Here is a 17,164-nt window from a genome sequence, read left to right as displayed (position 1 = left end):
GTTAAGGAACCTTTATGCCAACCTCACCACTTCGTATCGTTTTTGCGGGCACACCAGAATTCGCAGCAGCTAGCTTGCAAGCAGTCTTAGACTCTAAAGCAGACAACCAATATGACATCGTCGGCGTTTATACTCAGCCAGATCGCCCGGCAGGGCGCGGTCAGAAACTGGTTCAAAGCCCAGTGAAACAGCTAGCCATTGCCAACGATATTCCCGTTTATCAACCGCTAAATTTCAAGCTAGAAGAAGACAAGGCACAGCTTGCTGCGTTAGATGCAGATATTATGATTGTCGCGGCTTATGGCATCATTCTCCCGAAAGTTGTCTTAGATACGCCCAAGCTTGGTTGCATCAATGTTCATGCTTCTTTGTTGCCTCGCTGGCGTGGTGCGGCTCCTATCCATCGTTCTCTAATTGCAGGCGACAGTGAAACCGGCATCACCATTATGCAAATGGATGTGGGTTTGGACACTGGCGACATGTTGTTAAAATCACAGTGCGATATTAAGCCGACAGACACGTCTGCAACACTGCATGATCGCTTAGCGGTTCTGGGTGGTAGCGCATTGATTGAAGCACTAGAGAAACTGAAAGCTGGCACATTGGTTCCAGAACAACAAGACGAAAGCCTTACTTGCTACGCCGCCAAATTAACCAAGCAAGAAGGCGAGGTGAACTGGGCCTCTTCAGCAGAATTGATCGAGCGTCAGGTTCGTGGCTTGTCTCCTTGGCCTGTCGCCTATACAAACAGCCTTGCAGGAGTGATGAAAATCCATGCAGCGCATATTGCCAGCGTGAACGATGAAGCCTCGCCTGGTGATATTTTGGTAGTGAGCAAAGAGGGCGTTATCGTCGCAACAGGGCAAGGTTCTATTTTAATTACTGAGATCCAATTTGCAGGCGGCAAGCGCATGAAAGTACAAGACGCCTTAAATGGTAAACACAAAGCCGCTTTAGAAATTGGTCAACGCCTTGGTGTTAATCAAACTGAAAACAAGAGTGAGCAAACAGCATGAACCAATACGACAATGCTTTCTCATCCAACACAAGTCAGTCTAGAACAAGTACGGGACAACAAAGCCCTCGCCAAGTAGCCGTTAAAATCCTAACCAATATTTTACTTCAGCAAGGGTCGCTTAGTACGCAATTGGCGCGCCATCAACTTGACGTCGCTAGCGAACACACTCCTATGCTGAAAGAATTATGCTTTGGTGTATGTCGTCAGTATCCAAGACTAAACAGCATCGCACTGCATTTATTGGCGCATCCTTTTGAAGAAAAGGACACAGATTTATATGCCGTCTTACTTTTAGGTTTGTATCAATTAACCTACATGAACACGCCAGATCACGCGGCGGTAAATGAAACAGTAGAAGCCTGTCGTCTATTGAATAAAGACTGGGCGACCAAGTTGATGAATGCAGTGCTTCGTCGTTATCAAAGAGAAGCAGACGAGATCGTTGAGATTCTTGAAGCTCAGCCTTCCGTAGAATTCAATATGCCCAAATGGCTAGTGAAGCGTTTTAATAAGCATTGGTCGGAGCATCTTGAAGACATTATCGACGCCAGTAACACGCATCCACCTATGTGTATTCGCGTCAACGAGAGCCTGGTTTCACGTGAAACATACAAACAGAAACTTGCGGATTTGGGTATAGACTCAGAGGAAGGCAAGTATTCAGATTCAGCTTTGTACCTAAGAAATGCCGTTCGCGTTGGTGAGCTACCAGGTTTCGATGATGGTTTTGTTAGTGTTCAAGATGAAGCAGCACAGCTTTCAGCCCATATCTTGTCGCCCAAAAACGATGAGAAAGTATTGGACGCTTGTGCAGCACCCGGAGGAAAAACCGGCCATTTATTAGAAAAAGTCAATTCGACGGGACTGAGCTCAATGGAACTCACTGCCGTTGAACTAGAACCTTGGCGCATGGAAAAGATAGAATCCAACTTGGCGCGCCTTGGCTATTCAGCTCATCTGATCTGTGCCGATGCAAGCGACCTTGATGCATGGTGGGATGGCGAGCATTTCGACAAAATTCTACTCGATGTGCCTTGTACTGCGACAGGCGTTATTCGTCGTAATCCAGACATTAAGATCAATCGAAAGCCAGCCGACATTGATGATCTAGTTCTCATTCAGCGAGAGATCCTTGATCAGGTTTGGACGACATTGAAATCTGGCGGCTTCATGTTGTACGCAACTTGCTCACTGATGCCGGAAGAAAACGAACAACACATTCAACATTTTCTCGCCAAACAAGACGATGCAAAAGAGGTTCCTTTGAACTCATTAGCACCCGACTTGGCGGTAGAGTGGGGAATCCCTGTTAGCCACGGCCGACAGTTATTTCCACATGCAGACGGTCATGATGGTTTTTACTACTGCCTTCTGCAAAAAGCTTGAATGCAGTCAGCAAGTAAAAATCATACGGTAGGCACAGATTACCTCAAGCAAACGACTGAAAAATAGGTCGTTTTATAAAAAGGCCTAGCAAATTGTTTCACATGGAACACAGTTTGTTGGGTCTTTTTTCAAACCAGTCTTGAAGAGGCTACGTTAAAGACTCAGCATTGAGTTAGCCATTTCAATACTCGTATAAGAGAGCTTTCATCGGATTACATGATCATCCAAAATAATTACGAGTATTTATCAACTTCAAGTTAAATAATTGTCCTTATGTGGGTAAACTTGCTCTACTTGATTCGAGCAAAAAATATGCACGCTCGATAGACCAACGACTCAATTTTGACATTTGAATTAATACACTCAACAAAGAGCCATAAATACATCACGCTCTAAGGCAGACTATGAAAATCATCATTATAGGTGCGGGCCAAGTTGGCGCCACGCTTGCAGAAAACTTAGCAAGTGAAGATAACGATATTACCGTCATTGATACAGATTTAACTCGCCTTAGAGAGCTACAAGATCGTCTCGACATTCAAACGGTTGAGGGCAGTGGTTCACACCCTGCAGTATTAGATCAGGCCGGTTGCAACGATGCCGACATGTTAATTGCGGTGAGCAACCAAGACGAAACCAATATGATCGCTTGTCAGATTGCTCATACGCTCTTTAAAACGCCGACTAAAATCGGTCGTGTTCGTTCTAGCGCTTATGCAAATTATCCAGAACTCTTTGTTGATTCAGCCATCCCAATGGATGTTCGTATCAGCCCAGAAAAAGAAGTGACCAAACATTTAAGTCGTTTGATTCGTTATCCAGGCGCTTTGCAGGTGATGGAGTTTGCCGAAGGCAAAGTACAACTCGTGGTTGTTAAAGCAGAAAAGGGCGGTCCACTGATTGATCAGCCTATCAGCTTTTTGAAAGAACACATGCCTTCCATTCAAACACGTATCGCAGCGATTTATCGTGATGGTAAGTCTATCTCTCCTGATGGCAACACTGAGATTCGCGCCAACGATGAGGTCTTCTTTCTGACCGCGCAACGAGACGTATTGGATGTAATGAGTGAGTTACGCCCCTTGGATGTTCCTTATCGTCGTATCATCATCGCTGGCGGCGGTAACATTGGTGAACGTTTGGCACAGAGTTTAGAAAAAGAATACCGCGTTAAAATCATCGAACGGGATCCTGAGCGTTGCCGCTATTTGTCTGAAACATTGGACAACACCATAGTGCTCAACGGCGATGCGTCTAAGCAGGAATTGCTGCTTGAAGAGAACATCGAATCGACCGATGTATTCTGTGCCTTAACCAATAATGACGAAGCCAACATCATGTCTTCTATGTTGGCAAAAGTACTTGGCGTTCGCACCGTTATGACCATCATCAATAACCCTGCGTACGTCGACATTGTTCAAGAAGGCATGATCGACATTGCGATTTCGCCACAACAAACCACCATCAGTTCGCTGCTAAGTTATATCCGACGCGGTGACGTGGTGAACGTTCACTCGATGCGCAAAGGGGCTGCGGAAGCATTAGAAGCAGTTGCTCATGGCGATTATCGTTCTTCGAAAGTAGTTGGCCGCAGCATTGCCAATTTGAATTTACCTGAGGGAGCGACCATTGGAGCAATCGTTCGTGAGGACGATTTGATTGTTGCCACCAGTGAATTGGTTATTCAAGCAGAAGATCACGTCATTATTTTCGTGACTAACAAGAAACAAATTCCAGCGGTAGAGCAGCTATTCCAAGTGGGTTTAACCTTCTTTTAATTAGACAATTTTCAACCAAGTTAGAAGCGCATATCATTGTGCTTCAGCCGATTTTTAACCACGGCCCGACACGATAATACGTCGGGTTCTAGGAAGCATGTATGCATTTTAGTGTTATTTTAAGAGTCATCGGATTATTGGTTATGGTGTTCAGTGTGTCGCTGATTCCGCCAATAATTGTCTCTTTGATTTATTCTGATGGCGCGCTCAATGCGTTTCTTTATGCGTTAGGAATAAACTTAATCGGCGGCTTTCTTCTGTGGTTCCCTGTTCGTAATGAACGCGGTGAATTAAAGATTCGCGATGGTTTCTTGGTGACAGTACTGTTTTGGACGGTATTGGGCTTGTTCGGTTCGGTGCCATTCTTCTTAGCGGAAACACCAGACTTAAGCTTTACCGATGCCTTGTTTGAATCGATTTCAGGACTCACCACCACAGGGGCCACTATTCTCATCGGCATTGATGCTTTGCCTCAGTCTATATTGTTCTATCGACAGCTGCTTACTTGGTTAGGCGGCATGGGTATCATCGTATTGGCCGTTGCCATTATGCCAATGTTGGGGATCGGCGGTATGCAGCTTTATCGTGCAGAAACACCTGGTCCAGTTAAAGACACCAAGCTCACGCCTCGTATTGCCGAAACCGCAAAAGCGCTTTGGTACATTTATGCGACCTTAACCAGCGTTTGTGCTTTGGGTTATTGGATTGCAGGAATGAGCTTATTCGATGCCATTTGCCATAGTTTTTCGACGGTCGCGATAGGCGGTTTCTCAACTCATGATGAGAGTATCGGTTACTTCAATAGTGTCGCTATCGAAATGATTTGTACTTTCTTTATGATTGTTTCGGCCTTCAATTTCGCTCTGCATTTCTACGCTTGGCGTCATAAAAGCGTATGGCATTATTTTAAAGATCCAGAAGCACGTTTCTTTTTATTGATCCTGTCCTGTACGGTTATTTTGTCGACTCTCGTGCTTGCCATGACATCGACTTACGATTGGAGTTCATCGATTCGCTATGCGGTATTCGAGAGTGTTTCCATCGCAACGACATCCGGCTTTGGCACATCGGACTTCGCTAGCTGGCCGCATTTCTTGCCTTTCTTGTTGATCGTTACGTCGTTTGTCGGTGGCTGTGCCAGTTCGACAGGCGGTGGCATGAAAGTAATACGTATTCTGTTAATCCTTAAACAGGGTATGCGTGAGATCAAACGTTTGATTCACCCAAATGCGGTTATTCCGGTTAAAGTGGGCGGCAAGGCCATCAATGAAAGAGTGGTATCTGCAGTGTGGGGCTTCTTCTCAGCCTACTTACTAGTTTACGTGGTACTAATGATTGGCTTAATGGCAACGGGATTGGATCAAGTCACGGCTTGGTCTGCCGTTGCAGCAACATTGAATAACTTAGGTCCGGGCTTAGGCGACGTCGCTTCTAGCTTTACGAATGTCAGTGATCCAGCAAAATGGATGCTGTGTTTTTCTATGTTGTTGGGTCGTTTGGAAGTCTTTACCTTGTTGGTATTGTTCACTCCAATGTTTTGGCAAAAATAGACAGTAATACATGTTAGAAGGATTAAGACAGTGACGCCGGCGATTAACCAACTTAAAAAACGCAAGATTGAGTTTAATATTCACGAATACGAACACGATCCACATTGTTCTAATTTTGGTGAAGAGGCGGCAGATAAACTGAATCTTGATCCCGCTTGTGTGTTCAAAACACTGTTAGTCACCGACGACAAAAACACCTTCGTTACTATTGTTCCAGTAACAGGTACTTTGAATTTAAAGCGCGCGGCCAATGCACTGGGCGTTAAAAAATTACATATGGCAGACGTGAAAGACGCCGAGCGCCTTACCGGTTATTTAGTGGGTGGCATCAGCCCAATAGGGCAAAAGAAAAGCCTTGTCACTTGTATCGATGAAAGCGCCCAAGCCTTTGAAAAAATCTATGTCAGCGGTGGACTACGTGGGTTGGAAATAGGCCTATCCCCAAAGGATCTTAGTCTCGCTTGCCGTAATACCACCTTCGCAGCGATTGGCGAAACAAAATAGCACCAAAGAGTACACCGCGAACTACATACCTCAATTAAAAAAGGCATTTCTCCCCATGGCGCAAATTAAACCTATTATTCTGTTAGACCGAGACGGCGTCATTAACCAAGACTCAGATGCTTATGTGAAATCAGTTGAAGAATGGCAACCCATTCCAGGCAGCATTAAATCCATCGCTGCACTTTCCAAAGCAGGCTTTAAAGTCTTTGTGGTGACGAACCAATCAGGTATTGCCCGCGGCTATTATGATGAAGCCACTCTAAACGCCATGCACGATAAAATGATAGCACTGGTCGAAGCTGAGGGTGGTAAAGTAGATGGCATTCAATATTGCCCCCATGGACCTGATGATGACTGCAACTGTCGCAAGCCCAAAAGCGGCATGATTGAAGCGATTGAAGCTGAACTTGGCTTGTCTTTTGAAGAGCACCCAGCAATCATGGTTGGAGACTCTCTACGAGACCTTCAGGCAGGAAATGCGCGTGGTTGTTCACCAGTATTGGTGTTAACAGGAAAAGGCCGTGAGACGCAGTACAAGACGATAGACTTCCCATTCAATGTCTATACTGATCTTGCCGCATTCACCATAGCGACGTTACACAAATACAGCTAAGCAAAGTAACAAACTCACAACCAAGAAACAGCATGTTAGTGAATATTTACTAACATGTTGTTTCTTTATGGGCCTAACGGCCTCGAGTCATTACAGCCAATCTCTGCCAACTCAAGGTAATTAATACCACCAAAGCTAATAACAGATAGGGAAACGCTGAGGCGCTAAATGCTTCAAGAATGGGACCAGTTAAAGACGGAGCCACCAGCGCACCCAATCCACAACACACGAAGACATAACCTGTACGTTTGCCGTTAAGTGCCATAATGCTGTTGCCAAAGGAAAACAGCATAGGGAAAAAAGCAGAGCAGCCTAATCCCAACCACAAGGCGATCAACACCAGCGATACATCAGAGAAAATCATCATCAGGCTTCCAGTTAAACTCACTAGCAGCAAACCGTAAATGCCTTGTCCTGGGGTAATAAATCGCAATAAGAATACCGAGAATAAACGTCCCAGAGATAAGCTAACAAAGAACCAGGTTACTAAAATCGCCGCGGTGTTTTGATCCTCTCCAGACAAAACCGCATACGTACTGATCCAACCAGCGATGGTAATCTCAAACCCCACATACAAAAAAATGACTGTAAGGAACGCCAAGAAAGTGGCTTTTTGCTTTGTTGCAGGAACCACTTCACTGGCTCGGACTTCGAAAGTTGGGCTCGGTTGTTTCCATAAAAATATAGGTAACAACAAAGCGTAAATAGCGATCATCCAATAACCAGCACCATAAGTTTGCCCTGTCGCCCATTGAGCAAAGACCAAAATCAATGGAGCTAACATGGCGCCAGTACTATGGCATAAATGCAAAATGGTCACATATGAGCCCACTTTATCTTTATGCAGCCACAGCATCATCATATTGCCACCAGCGTTAGCAGACACTTCTGTGGCGCCAAGCAAGAAAAACAATACCACCAACATCGACAAACTGGTCGAGAAGGGCACTAACAGCAAACCCACGATCATCAACAGCAGCATGAGAATCAGATAGTGATGACCCTGCCAGCGATCAAACATTCGACCGGCCAATAGAGCGCCAAGAATATTGCCGATTGCTCGGGCACTAAACACTATGGATATTTCAGCTACCGAGGCATCGATCAAATCCGCCAAGTAAATCAAACTCGGCCCAAGAACACCGGCCACCGCACCAACCGCAACAAACATGGCGCAATAGAGCGCAGTACGAGCTAATTCCTTCATCGGGCAACATCCATTTTTTGATATTATTTTGAACGATATAAGATGAGTTGGATTTAATCATGCAACTTGATTAATTAATAGCCACGAATACGGGAATCACAAACAGCTTTAGAATAAGTTGGCTTTTAAAACCAATTAGATGATAATGGTTATTATTTAACTCTGGTAGCCATGGCATATCAAAACAGACTCACACGTATAGAAAAGGTTTTAGACTACATCCACGAAAATCTGGATGAGTCGATCCATGTCACGAACTTAGCCGAAAAAAGCTGCTGGTCGCGTTGGCAATTTCAACGGGTATTTGGTCAGGCAACTGGTCTTACCGTTGCTCAATACATTAGAGAATTACGCTTAAGCAAAGCCGCTGAACTGTTACTGTGCTCTACAATTCGCCATGTAGATATTGCCATGCAATGTGGATTTGACTCAGAAATAAGCTTCTCACGCGCGTTTAAGCAGATGTTTAACTGTACCCCAAGGAATTATCGACAGCGAGGGAAGCGATATGGATTACGCACACCCTTACAATATAGAAGCCTTCACAAAACGCACACAGACACAGAAAAAACCTTCACCCAAATACGTATCGAAAGCCGCGATGACTTTCAAATCCAAGGTAGATACGATTGGATACGAGGACCATTTTCTTCTGCTCCAGATTTTTCCGAGCGAGTTCCACAACTATGGTCCAAAGTAATGGCTGAAATCGAAACAGTGAAAAAGGGCGCTCGGCCCATTGGCATAATCGACACTCAAGATCATCTCCAACATCCAGGTCAAATGCTGTATTGGGCAGGGTACTTAGAACCAATCAAAGCATCATCCCCAACCACTTTTAATGGTGCCAAGCCATTTCATACCACATTAGATACGGTGAAGGTGCCACTTCAAGAATACGCGGTGATTCCGGTACATGGAAAAGCCACGGCAGTGGAAAAGGCATTTGAATGGTTTATTCATCACTGGCTACCTGAATCTAATTATTACGGTGTGCAAGGCTATGAATTAGAAGTTTACGAGCCAGATTACGATCCAAACAGTCCCCAGAGCTATATGGAGTACTGGCTTCCAATAAAACCAAGGTAGCGTTTATTTTACCTAATTCGACATGTATTCCTCAGACTTTTATTCTTCAAACTAAAAAGATGCACCAAAAGGTTAAGTTTTACATCCCCATCAAAAATAGAATGAGATTCATTATCAATATTGTTTTATTCTATTTCTGGAGTTAACATGAAACCGTCTGTGCATTTCCAATCCACTTTACTTGCTTTAGCCATTGCTTCTGCTTCGTCTTACTCACACGCTGCTGACACATCAGAAATGAGCGATACGAGCTTAGAAGATCAATTAAGCACTCTTGTAGTGAAAGGACAGACGTACAGAAATACAGCCACTAAAACCCAGCTGAACCCAGAAGAAACACCTCAAGCAATTTCAGTGATAGAACAAAAGGCATTACAACAAAGAGGTACAGAAACGGTGGCGGAAGCCGTTCGCTATGCTTCTGGCATCAACACTGAATTGCGTGGCGGTGCGGTAACACGATTAGATTTCTTTAATATCCGAGGGTTCAAGAACGACAAAGCCTACTATGACGGATTGCAGCTCCTTTATAACGATTGGAACCTACAGCCACAAATCGACATGGCAGCCGTAGAACAAGTGGAAGTATTCAAAGGCCCAACTTCAACTCTATATGGCGCTATGCCTCCTGGCGGCATGGTGAATCTCATCAGTAAAGCACCACAGTCAGACAGCCAATATAGTGTGGAATTAACATTAGGCAGCGACAATAAACGCGAAACACAGATCGATAGCACTGGCGCCATTAACGATAAACTCAACTATCGTGTCGTGGGTCTATTTCGCCAAAAAGATGGGCAAGCCGTTACCTCAGAAGAAGAGCGCATCATGATAGCGCCTTCTATTGATTGGAAAATCAGTGATGACACCATGCTTAATCTCAATATGTATTACCAACAAGACCCCAAAATGGGCGTCTATTCCTCTTTGCCATCGAAAGGCACTGTCTATAACAGTATTAATGGCAAGCTGCCTTCTAATGCCTATTCAGGTGATGCAAACTGGGAAACTTATGATCGAGATGTCCTATTGCTTGGTTATAAGCTCGATCACAACATCAATGATACTTGGCGCTTTTTACAAAATGCTCGTTTCACCACAGCAAAAGCCTACCAAGAAAACACCTATTCTTCTTCGCTAGACAGCGATGAAAGAACCTTGAACCGTCGCGCCTATCTCACAGACGAAAAATCCGAAGGCATCAACATAGACAACCAATTTTCTGGATTATTTGACATTGGCAATGCCGAGCACAATATCTTGGTCGGTCTAGATTACCTAAAGCTTAAGTCAGACGTGATCTACGAAGACGCTTTGGCGCCTAGCATCGATCTATATAACCCAGATTACGAGCAGATTATTAGAGATAACCTAGACTTTGCAGGGTCAGGCTACAGCAGCGATTTCACGATCGACAAAGAACAAACAGGCATGTATCTGCAAGATCAAATACGCCTTGATCAATGGGTACTGATTGCTGGTGGCCGCTACGATCAATTCAAAGCAACAGAAAAGGGCAGAAAATACGGCGCGACAACCAATACCAAGGTCGATCAAAGCCAATTTAGTGGCCGAGCTGGCGCTCTATACGAGTTTGATAATGGCATAGCGCCGTTTGTTAGTTACGCGCAAAGCTTCGAACCTATCACAGGCGCAGACCGAAATGGTAAAACGTTTGATACCTCTACAGCCGACCAATGGGAAGCGGGTCTGAAATACAAAAGACGAAACATCACCGCCAGTGCAACGGCGTTCGAAATAGTCAAAAGCAAGGTACTCACTCGTGATCCGAATGGTTCTGCGTACGACAAAATTCAAGTAGGTGAAATGCGCTCTCGTGGTATAGAGCTTGAATTACAGCAAGCACTTACATCCGATGTCACCCTAAAAGCCGCCTATACGCTGCAAGATGTAGAAGTCACCAAAGACAATAGCGGTATAGAAGGGAACACACCGATTTGGGTGCCTAAAAGCCAATTCAATTCCTGGCTAACGTACGAACCAGTCGAAGGAAAATTAGCGGGGGCGTCATTCGGTGCCGGTGTTCGTTATGTTGGTCAAATGCAGCTCGACGCTGCGAACTCTAACACCGTACCGTCTTACACCTTGGTCGATTTATCCATAGGTTACGACTTGGCGATGCTGTCTAAGCAATGGCAGGGCGCCAGTGTGAGATTTTCCATGAGCAACGTATTCGATAAAACCTATTACAGCTGCTACGACGAATCTAACTGCTGGTTCGGTGACGAAAGAGCCGTCGAAGTCAGCGCCCGCTATGCGTTCTAGATATCACATAGCACAACTTAGAGGTAAAGAAACATGGAAAGGCTTATAGACCGTCTTTTCACCGCCGCCAGATCTTATATTGCCGTACTGGACGGAGAAGAAAGCGTCTTTAACGAGAAGCGAAACATTACCAACGTGTCCGCCAAAACACCGGAATACGCACTGCAAATTTTGCATAGCACATTACAAAAGGCGCACCCAGAAACGGGTGCGCCTTATTGGCGTATTAGATCTTGGGGATTAGTCTGTTGGCAGCCGATTTATCTGGCAATGATTTGCGTCTATCAGCTCAAAGCGGTGCCTCTGCGTTTACAAGACCTAGAACAAAAGCAAAACGGCGAAATGGTCTCAGGGTATATTTTACCGGATGGAATATGGCAGGAGGGAAATCACGAAGTTCTGATAAAAAGCATTTGTGAACAGCTAACGGTTCTTTTCCAGTCCTTTGAAAACGCGCATGTTAATGCTTTCGGCGGAAGACCTGCGCTTTACAAAGGCTTGCTAGCGGATCAGGTAATGAGCGCATTGATCGCCATAGGCAACTTACTACCAGTAACGCAAAAATTCGATCTTGAACAGGATTTTCGAAACTGGGCAGATGCGATGAATTTACCATTGAAACCGCTTGCAGGGCTTAGCCAACAAGATACAGAGGCGCCTGTTTTTGTCCGCCATACTTGCTGTTTACACTTCCGTCGTGATGCCGGTGAGCTTTGTACTAATTGCCCTAGGCTGCATAATAAAAAGGCCAATTTGGCCTCCTAGGCGCTTTTCAAACTATGATGCTTGTCGGAAAAGCGCTTCACAGGGAATAGATTAGCCTTGTAAGAACTTACCAATCCAAGCCATTAGAGCTTTATTCTGTATAGCTTCGCTTTCGACACTTTGACGCGCTTTATGAACAACATCCGGAGCCAGCGTCGCCCCATCATAGAGGTCGATCAACGCCATTTCGTAGTCCTTAGAGAACTCAGGGTGGCCTTGGAACGTCAAGATGCGATCTTTATAAATCAACCCCGCATGCTGGCAAAAGTCACTGCTCAAAAAGCTCTTCATTTTTTCCGGTTTTTCCAGTACTTGGTCTTGGTGGAAGGCACAAAACGCAATGTCTTGCAGATCCAAAGGCACCACATCCTCCTCAACAATCTTATAATGATGTACACCGACACCCCAGCCGCCATCGAACTTGGCAACTCGACCACCCAAAGCACGGGCAATCACTTGGTGACCAAAACAGATGCCCACCAGCACTTGGCCCTTAGCATCCACATCCCGAATAAACTCACACAACCGACTGATCCATGGATCATCACCATAAGCATCGGATTTTGACCCGGTAATTAACCAAGCATCACAAGAATCAGTACTTTCTGGAAACTCATCCAAACGAACATCAAATATTTCAAACGACAAATCCGGCTCTAATACAGCGATCTGCTGAGCAAACATTTCTGCGTAAGTCGGGTACTTATCGCGTAACACATCAGGCGTAATACCCGCGGCGAGAATTCCTATCTTCATTTATAACTTACCTCAGTAACACAACGTTTATGGTTTCTTGAATCGATTTTGACGACGCATGATGAAAGTAGCCAGCCAGGCAATATTGCCGATGTAATTAAAGGCAAGGTAATTAAAAAAAACAACGTGACAGGCTTAGCACCAAGGTCCATCGCGCTTCTTTGACGTCTTTTTATTGATTGCTAGCCTGATAGCTACAAATAGGCTTCGTATTCGACGTTAGAAATACGGCTGTATATTTTTTGCTGTTCTTGTTCTTTTACTGCGCCATAAACACGGACAAACTCTTCGCCTAAATAATCCCGCAAGAAAGTACTGTCGGCAAAGGATTTTGCTGCCAATTCCCATCTATTGGGCAAGGGCTCAAAACGTTCCGACATCGCGTAAGCATCACCTTCGATCGCTTGAGGTGGAGACAATTTTGCTTCAATGCCATTTAAAGCGGCTCCTAATACAGCAGACAACACCAAATACGGGTTAGCATCAGCTCCCGCCACACGATGTTCAAGGCGACGAGCTATGTTTTCGCTTTCCGGAATTCGAACCGCTACGGTACGGTTTTCATAACCCCAACTAGCGAATGTTGGAGCATGAGCGCCATTTTGGAAACGACGATAAGAATTCATGTGCGGTGCAAACACTAACATTGAACTAGACATATGCTTTAACACCCCAGCAACAGCTTGCTGTAACAAACCAGAACCTTCATCGGTGCCGTTATCGAATACATTCTTGCCTTGTTCATCCAATAAACTAAAATGCACATGGAAGCCATTGCCACTTTTATCTGCATAGGGTTTCGCCATAAACGTCGCGCCAAAGTCATGATGACGTGCCACGCCTTTCACTAAACGTTTAAACATAATCGCATGATCGGCAGCTTGAACGGCGTCATTGCTGTGTTTCATATTGATTTCAAACTGGCCTGGGCCTAATTCGGAAATGATGGTATCGGCAGGAATACCTTGTATTTCACATGCACTGCGAACCTCGGCGAAAAAGCCTTCTAGACCGTCCATTTCTTCAATGGAGTAGCAATCGGTTTTGTTCAAACGCACGCCGTTGCCTTCGACGATGATAGGAGGAGAAGGCTGACGCTTGGCTTCTGCTTCGCCATCTAATAGGTAAAATTCCAGCTCTGTTGCCACAACAGGTGTGTAACCAAGGTCTTTGAAGTGTTTAACAATACGCGTCAAAATTTGGCGAGGATCTGGGTAAAAGGGCGTGCCATCAGCGTTGTACATCATCGCCAAAACTTGATCACGAACCGATTCGGCCCACGGCACAGGAATAGGTTGAGAATGGACAGGAAAACAAACACCGTCGCTGTCTCCTGTTTCGAATACCATGCCGTTATTGAGAACATCGTCCCCCCAGTGGTCAAATCCAATCACTGACTGAGGAAGTTTTACCCCTTGCGTCATGACGCTTTCTAAACTGCTGGATGGGATGCGCTTACCACGCAAGTTGCCATTTAAATCTGTAATAAACAGATCAAACTCGTTATTCCCTTCATATATATCCGACATAGAATATTCTCTTATAAAATGAATCTTACTGTGGAAGAGGTCATTTTTAATCTGCTTATAATCGAACTTTGATTCGACTTTTTTGTTTTACAGACAGAATTAAAGTTACATTCTTTCAATATAAAGCACCTTAACCCAAACAATTTCCGCGAGTAACTCACCCAGAATGGGCACATATAAATTTCGACATGTTTATGAATACTCACCAAAACCAGGCAAAGTGGCATAAGTCCGAAGAATTGATCAGGCGATATCTTCATTTTTACTACAAAAAGAGTAAAAAAGTCGAAGGATATTTTGCTCCAGATAGCGTCATTGATAGGTAACAGCAAAACCGAGTAATAAGTCGACTTGCTAATAGAATTATCTGGATCGCCATGGCATCACTCTTTTGAATACAATGAGTACGACCAAGTCTATTACTGAGACGCTTTAGAGCGATAAAAAAGCCAACTAGAAAGCACTTAGTATCAGGCAGTTGTTTCGTTGAGATGTCTCTCCAATAAGCAAGTTAGCATCAACTTTAGATCCGACAAGGTGCTCGACGCACGACGTTCATTTTGATTCACCACCACCAAATACGTACTGTGCGTCACTTCCAAATACAAACGAGCAATTCGCTCTCGCTCTCGGATGTGCTTTTTCAGACCGATACGTTTAAATATTTTGGCCATTTGAGAAATCACCATGTCATCATGCTGCTCATCTAACTCACGCAGCTCCTGTACTGAAAACATCGCTTGTACCAATCGCAAAACAGCGCGTTGCTGACGATATGTACGCAAGTTAATGTCGACTATCTGATCGATAAAGTCAGCTAATGTCATGTCTTCTAGAGACCACTCTTGGATTTCGGCAAGCACGTCTTCAATACTGTCGAGCCAAGATTTTCCCATGGCATACAGAATCGCGTGTTTATTTGGGAAGTAGTGATACAAAGACCCAACCGAAATACCAACTTCTTTGGCAATAATCGCCGTGTTTAGATCGTTCAAACCCACTGTTTCCAACAGCTCGCTGGTCACCTCTAATATCTGCTTAGCACGTTTAATAGAACGAGATTGCATAGGTTCACTACGAGGCGAAACAGATTGCATGGTTTTCATTTGAGAAGGTGGAGTAGCCATAGTTTAAGTTGACTTCCTTTTAACAGAGTACAAGAAATTGATTGCCTAAATTATATAAATGGCACCCCAAACAGGGCTCGGCGATGCAAGCTCACCCATCAAGTTAAGGCAATCGATCCAACATCGAGTAATACAGCATGCCAGCCACTAATCCTGGCCAACGCAACAAGGTGCCACCAGGAAAATCACGGGAGGGCAGTTTTTCAAATGCGTCCACTTCTTCTAAAGAGCCTTGCACCGCTTTGGCAAAAATGGCGCCTGCATAAGTGGCCAACGCCACACCGTGCCCTGAATACCCCTGCGCCACAAAGATATTCTCCTGTTGACGTGTAATCTGTGGCATACGATTAAGCGTGATGGCGAGCGTGCCTCCCCAAGCATAATCAATGCGGTATTTGGACAATTCTGGATAGGTTGCCACCATGTGCTTTTTTACAAATCCAGCAATGTCTTTAGGGAAGGATGGAGTATAGTTTTCTCCGCCACCCCATAACATGCGCCCATCACGAGATAATCGGTAATAGTTCACCACAAACTTGGAATCAGCAACGGCAATACGCTCTGGATTAATGTGTTCTGTCACCGTATCAGGTAAGGGTTCAGTGGCGATAATGAAGTTATTGATCGGCATAATCTTACGCGCCGCAGGGCCATTTAAATGCCCCATATAACCATTACAAGCAAACAATAAATAGCGACATTTAACACGGCCTTTAGCGGTGATCACCTCAGGTTTTTTGCCATCGGTATACTCTAGCACTGCCGAGTTATCGTACAGCTTAGCCCCATGAGACTCAGCTGCATTAGCCAATCCAAGGACAAAATTCAGAGGGTGAATATGAGCGCCTTCTTTATACCATTCCCCACCGTAATAGCAGTCTGTACCCAATTTTTCGGACACAGATCTGGCATCTAGATAATCAACACCATCGTAATTTAACTGCTGACGTTTGTATTCAACCGCTTTTTTTATATCGTCAGCGTGACGTGCTTTCGAAGCCACATGTAATACACTCGGCGTTAAATCACAGTCAATTTGGTATTTCGCAATCAGATCTTTGACCATGGTTACGGAATCCACCGAGGTTTGCCATAGTAAATCAGCGATCTCTTTGCCAACCTTATCGACTAGGTCAGCATGGCCCATATTATAACCTTGGCATATTTGACCGCCATTACGTCCCGACGCTCCCCAGCCGATTTCATTCGCTTCCAGCAAGATCACCTTATAACCCGCCTCGGCAAGATGCAAAGCTGCAGATGTGCCGGTGAATCCACCACCAATGATACAAATATCAGCACTGTGATCATCCACGAGCTGCGGACGGCTTTTTAATCCGTTCGCTGTCGCCTCGTAGTAAGAGGGTTCATGCTTGGTCAATGGATACTCCTGTGTAGTCAAAAGATCAATAACCGAATAATTGATCGATTATATATGTGCTGTCAACTGGCAACTATTCGATAGAGGGGATATGGTGTGAAAGAGCACAGCCTGTTAATTTAGATACATAGCAATATCTTTAGCATTTTTTGTTGGACGACAAAGAAAGGAATTA

14 protein-coding genes are annotated in these 17,164 nt (G+C 44.7%); 9 read left to right on the top strand and 5 right to left on the bottom strand.

Going from position 1 to position 17,164, the window contains the following annotated elements; genetic code table 11:
- The first annotated feature begins 14 nt into the window (after positions 1-14).
- From fmt to gmhB, 6 genes are all read left to right on the top strand, one after another.
- Entirely contained in the window at positions 15-1,016 is a 1,002-nt protein-coding gene (gene fmt, locus AC2A4J_RS00905) for a methionyl-tRNA formyltransferase (protein WP_484174531.1), read from the top strand.
- The gene (gene rsmB / locus AC2A4J_RS00900) at positions 1,013-2,404 is read left to right on the top strand and encodes a 16S rRNA (cytosine(967)-C(5))-methyltransferase RsmB (RefSeq protein ID WP_484174530.1); all 1,392 of its coding nucleotides are present in this window, start codon (positions 1,013-1,015) and stop codon (positions 2,402-2,404) included. Before fmt ends, rsmB begins: the two co-directional genes overlap by 4 nt.
- A 404-nt stretch (positions 2,405-2,808) precedes the next feature.
- On the top strand, positions 2,809-4,182 hold the full coding sequence (gene trkA, locus AC2A4J_RS00895; protein WP_255827319.1) for a Trk system potassium transporter TrkA: 1,374 nt from the start codon (positions 2,809-2,811) through the stop codon (positions 4,180-4,182).
- A 101-nt stretch (positions 4,183-4,283) separates the two neighbouring features.
- Positions 4,284-5,732, top strand: a complete 1,449-nt coding sequence (locus tag AC2A4J_RS00890) for a TrkH family potassium uptake protein (RefSeq protein ID WP_255827318.1) — start codon at positions 4,284-4,286, stop codon at positions 5,730-5,732.
- A 30-nt stretch (positions 5,733-5,762) separates the two neighbouring features.
- Positions 5,763-6,236 (top strand): Cys-tRNA(Pro) deacylase, encoded by a 474-nt coding sequence (gene ybaK, locus AC2A4J_RS00885; protein WP_255827317.1) that lies wholly within the window; start codon positions 5,763-5,765, stop codon positions 6,234-6,236.
- A gap of 55 nt (positions 6,237-6,291) precedes the next feature.
- Complete coding sequence (gmhB, locus tag AC2A4J_RS00880) at positions 6,292-6,849, top strand: D-glycero-beta-D-manno-heptose 1,7-bisphosphate 7-phosphatase (protein WP_484174529.1); 558 nt, start codon at positions 6,292-6,294, stop codon at positions 6,847-6,849.
- A gap of 73 nt (positions 6,850-6,922) precedes the next feature.
- Here gmhB and AC2A4J_RS00875 read toward each other — a convergent pair whose 3' ends face one another.
- Positions 6,923-8,056, bottom strand: coding sequence for an MFS transporter (locus AC2A4J_RS00875; RefSeq protein ID WP_484174528.1), 1,134 nt, complete (start codon positions 8,054-8,056; stop codon positions 6,923-6,925).
- Between the two features lie 171 nt (positions 8,057-8,227).
- Between AC2A4J_RS00875 and AC2A4J_RS00870 the strand changes: the two genes are divergently transcribed.
- The 3 genes from AC2A4J_RS00870 (at position 8,228) to AC2A4J_RS00860 (ending at position 12,196) form a co-directional block, all read left to right on the top strand.
- Positions 8,228-9,145, top strand: coding sequence for a GyrI-like domain-containing protein (locus AC2A4J_RS00870; protein WP_484174527.1), 918 nt, complete (start codon positions 8,228-8,230; stop codon positions 9,143-9,145).
- Between the two features lie 147 nt (positions 9,146-9,292).
- Positions 9,293-11,431 (top strand): TonB-dependent siderophore receptor, encoded by a 2,139-nt coding sequence (locus tag AC2A4J_RS00865; RefSeq protein WP_484174526.1) that lies wholly within the window; start codon positions 9,293-9,295, stop codon positions 11,429-11,431.
- A 33-nt stretch (positions 11,432-11,464) separates the two neighbouring features.
- Entirely contained in the window at positions 11,465-12,196 is a 732-nt protein-coding gene (locus tag AC2A4J_RS00860) for a siderophore ferric iron reductase (protein ID WP_484174525.1), read from the top strand.
- A 51-nt stretch (positions 12,197-12,247) separates the two neighbouring features.
- Here the strand turns inward: AC2A4J_RS00860 and AC2A4J_RS00855 are convergent, their stop codons facing one another.
- The 4 genes from AC2A4J_RS00855 to AC2A4J_RS00840 form a co-directional block, all read right to left on the bottom strand.
- Complete coding sequence (locus AC2A4J_RS00855; RefSeq protein WP_255827311.1) at positions 12,248-12,952, bottom strand: glutamine amidotransferase-related protein; 705 nt, start codon at positions 12,950-12,952, stop codon at positions 12,248-12,250.
- Positions 12,953-13,146: 194 nt separating this feature from the next.
- On the bottom strand, positions 13,147-14,481 hold the full coding sequence (locus AC2A4J_RS00850; RefSeq protein ID WP_484174524.1) for a glutamine synthetase family protein: 1,335 nt from the start codon (positions 14,479-14,481) through the stop codon (positions 13,147-13,149).
- A gap of 470 nt (positions 14,482-14,951) precedes the next feature.
- A complete protein-coding gene (locus AC2A4J_RS00845) occupies positions 14,952-15,608 on the bottom strand; it encodes a TetR/AcrR family transcriptional regulator (protein WP_255827309.1) in 657 nt (218 codons plus the stop codon).
- Between the two features lie 103 nt (positions 15,609-15,711).
- Positions 15,712-16,989: an NAD(P)/FAD-dependent oxidoreductase gene (locus AC2A4J_RS00840; RefSeq protein WP_484174523.1), complete on the bottom strand. Its 1,278-nt coding sequence runs from the start codon at positions 16,987-16,989 to the stop codon at positions 15,712-15,714.
- Positions 16,990-17,164 lie beyond the last annotated feature (175 nt).

It is taken from the genome of Marinomonas sp. ATLA20 (assembly GCF_057180105.1).
This window is presented reverse-complemented; position numbering and strand designations above follow the sequence as displayed.

Excerpts from the sequence above, each read along its gene's own strand:
- fmt (WP_484174531.1), top strand. The coding sequence starts at position 15 with ATGCCAACCTCACCACTTCGTATCGTTTTTGCGGGCACACCAGAATTC.
- trkA (WP_255827319.1), top strand. The coding sequence starts at position 2,809 with ATGAAAATCATCATTATAGGTGCGGGCCAAGTTGGCGCCACGCTTGCA.
- rsmB (WP_484174530.1), top strand. The coding sequence starts at position 1,013 with ATGAACCAATACGACAATGCTTTCTCATCCAACACAAGTCAGTCTAGA.
- AC2A4J_RS00855 (WP_255827311.1), bottom strand. The coding sequence starts at position 12,952 with ATGAAGATAGGAATTCTCGCCGCGGGTATTACGCCTGATGTGTTACGC.
- AC2A4J_RS00845 (WP_255827309.1), bottom strand. The coding sequence starts at position 15,608 with ATGGCTACTCCACCTTCTCAAATGAAAACCATGCAATCTGTTTCGCCT.
- AC2A4J_RS00870 (WP_484174527.1), top strand. The coding sequence starts at position 8,228 with ATGGCATATCAAAACAGACTCACACGTATAGAAAAGGTTTTAGACTAC.
- AC2A4J_RS00850 (WP_484174524.1), bottom strand. The coding sequence starts at position 14,481 with ATGTCGGATATATATGAAGGGAATAACGAGTTTGATCTGTTTATTACA.
- AC2A4J_RS00865 (WP_484174526.1), top strand. The coding sequence starts at position 9,293 with ATGAAACCGTCTGTGCATTTCCAATCCACTTTACTTGCTTTAGCCATT.
- gmhB (WP_484174529.1), top strand. The coding sequence starts at position 6,292 with ATGGCGCAAATTAAACCTATTATTCTGTTAGACCGAGACGGCGTCATT.
- AC2A4J_RS00890 (WP_255827318.1), top strand. The coding sequence starts at position 4,284 with ATGCATTTTAGTGTTATTTTAAGAGTCATCGGATTATTGGTTATGGTG.
- AC2A4J_RS00875 (WP_484174528.1), bottom strand. The coding sequence starts at position 8,056 with ATGAAGGAATTAGCTCGTACTGCGCTCTATTGCGCCATGTTTGTTGCG.
- AC2A4J_RS00860 (WP_484174525.1), top strand. The coding sequence starts at position 11,465 with ATGGAAAGGCTTATAGACCGTCTTTTCACCGCCGCCAGATCTTATATT.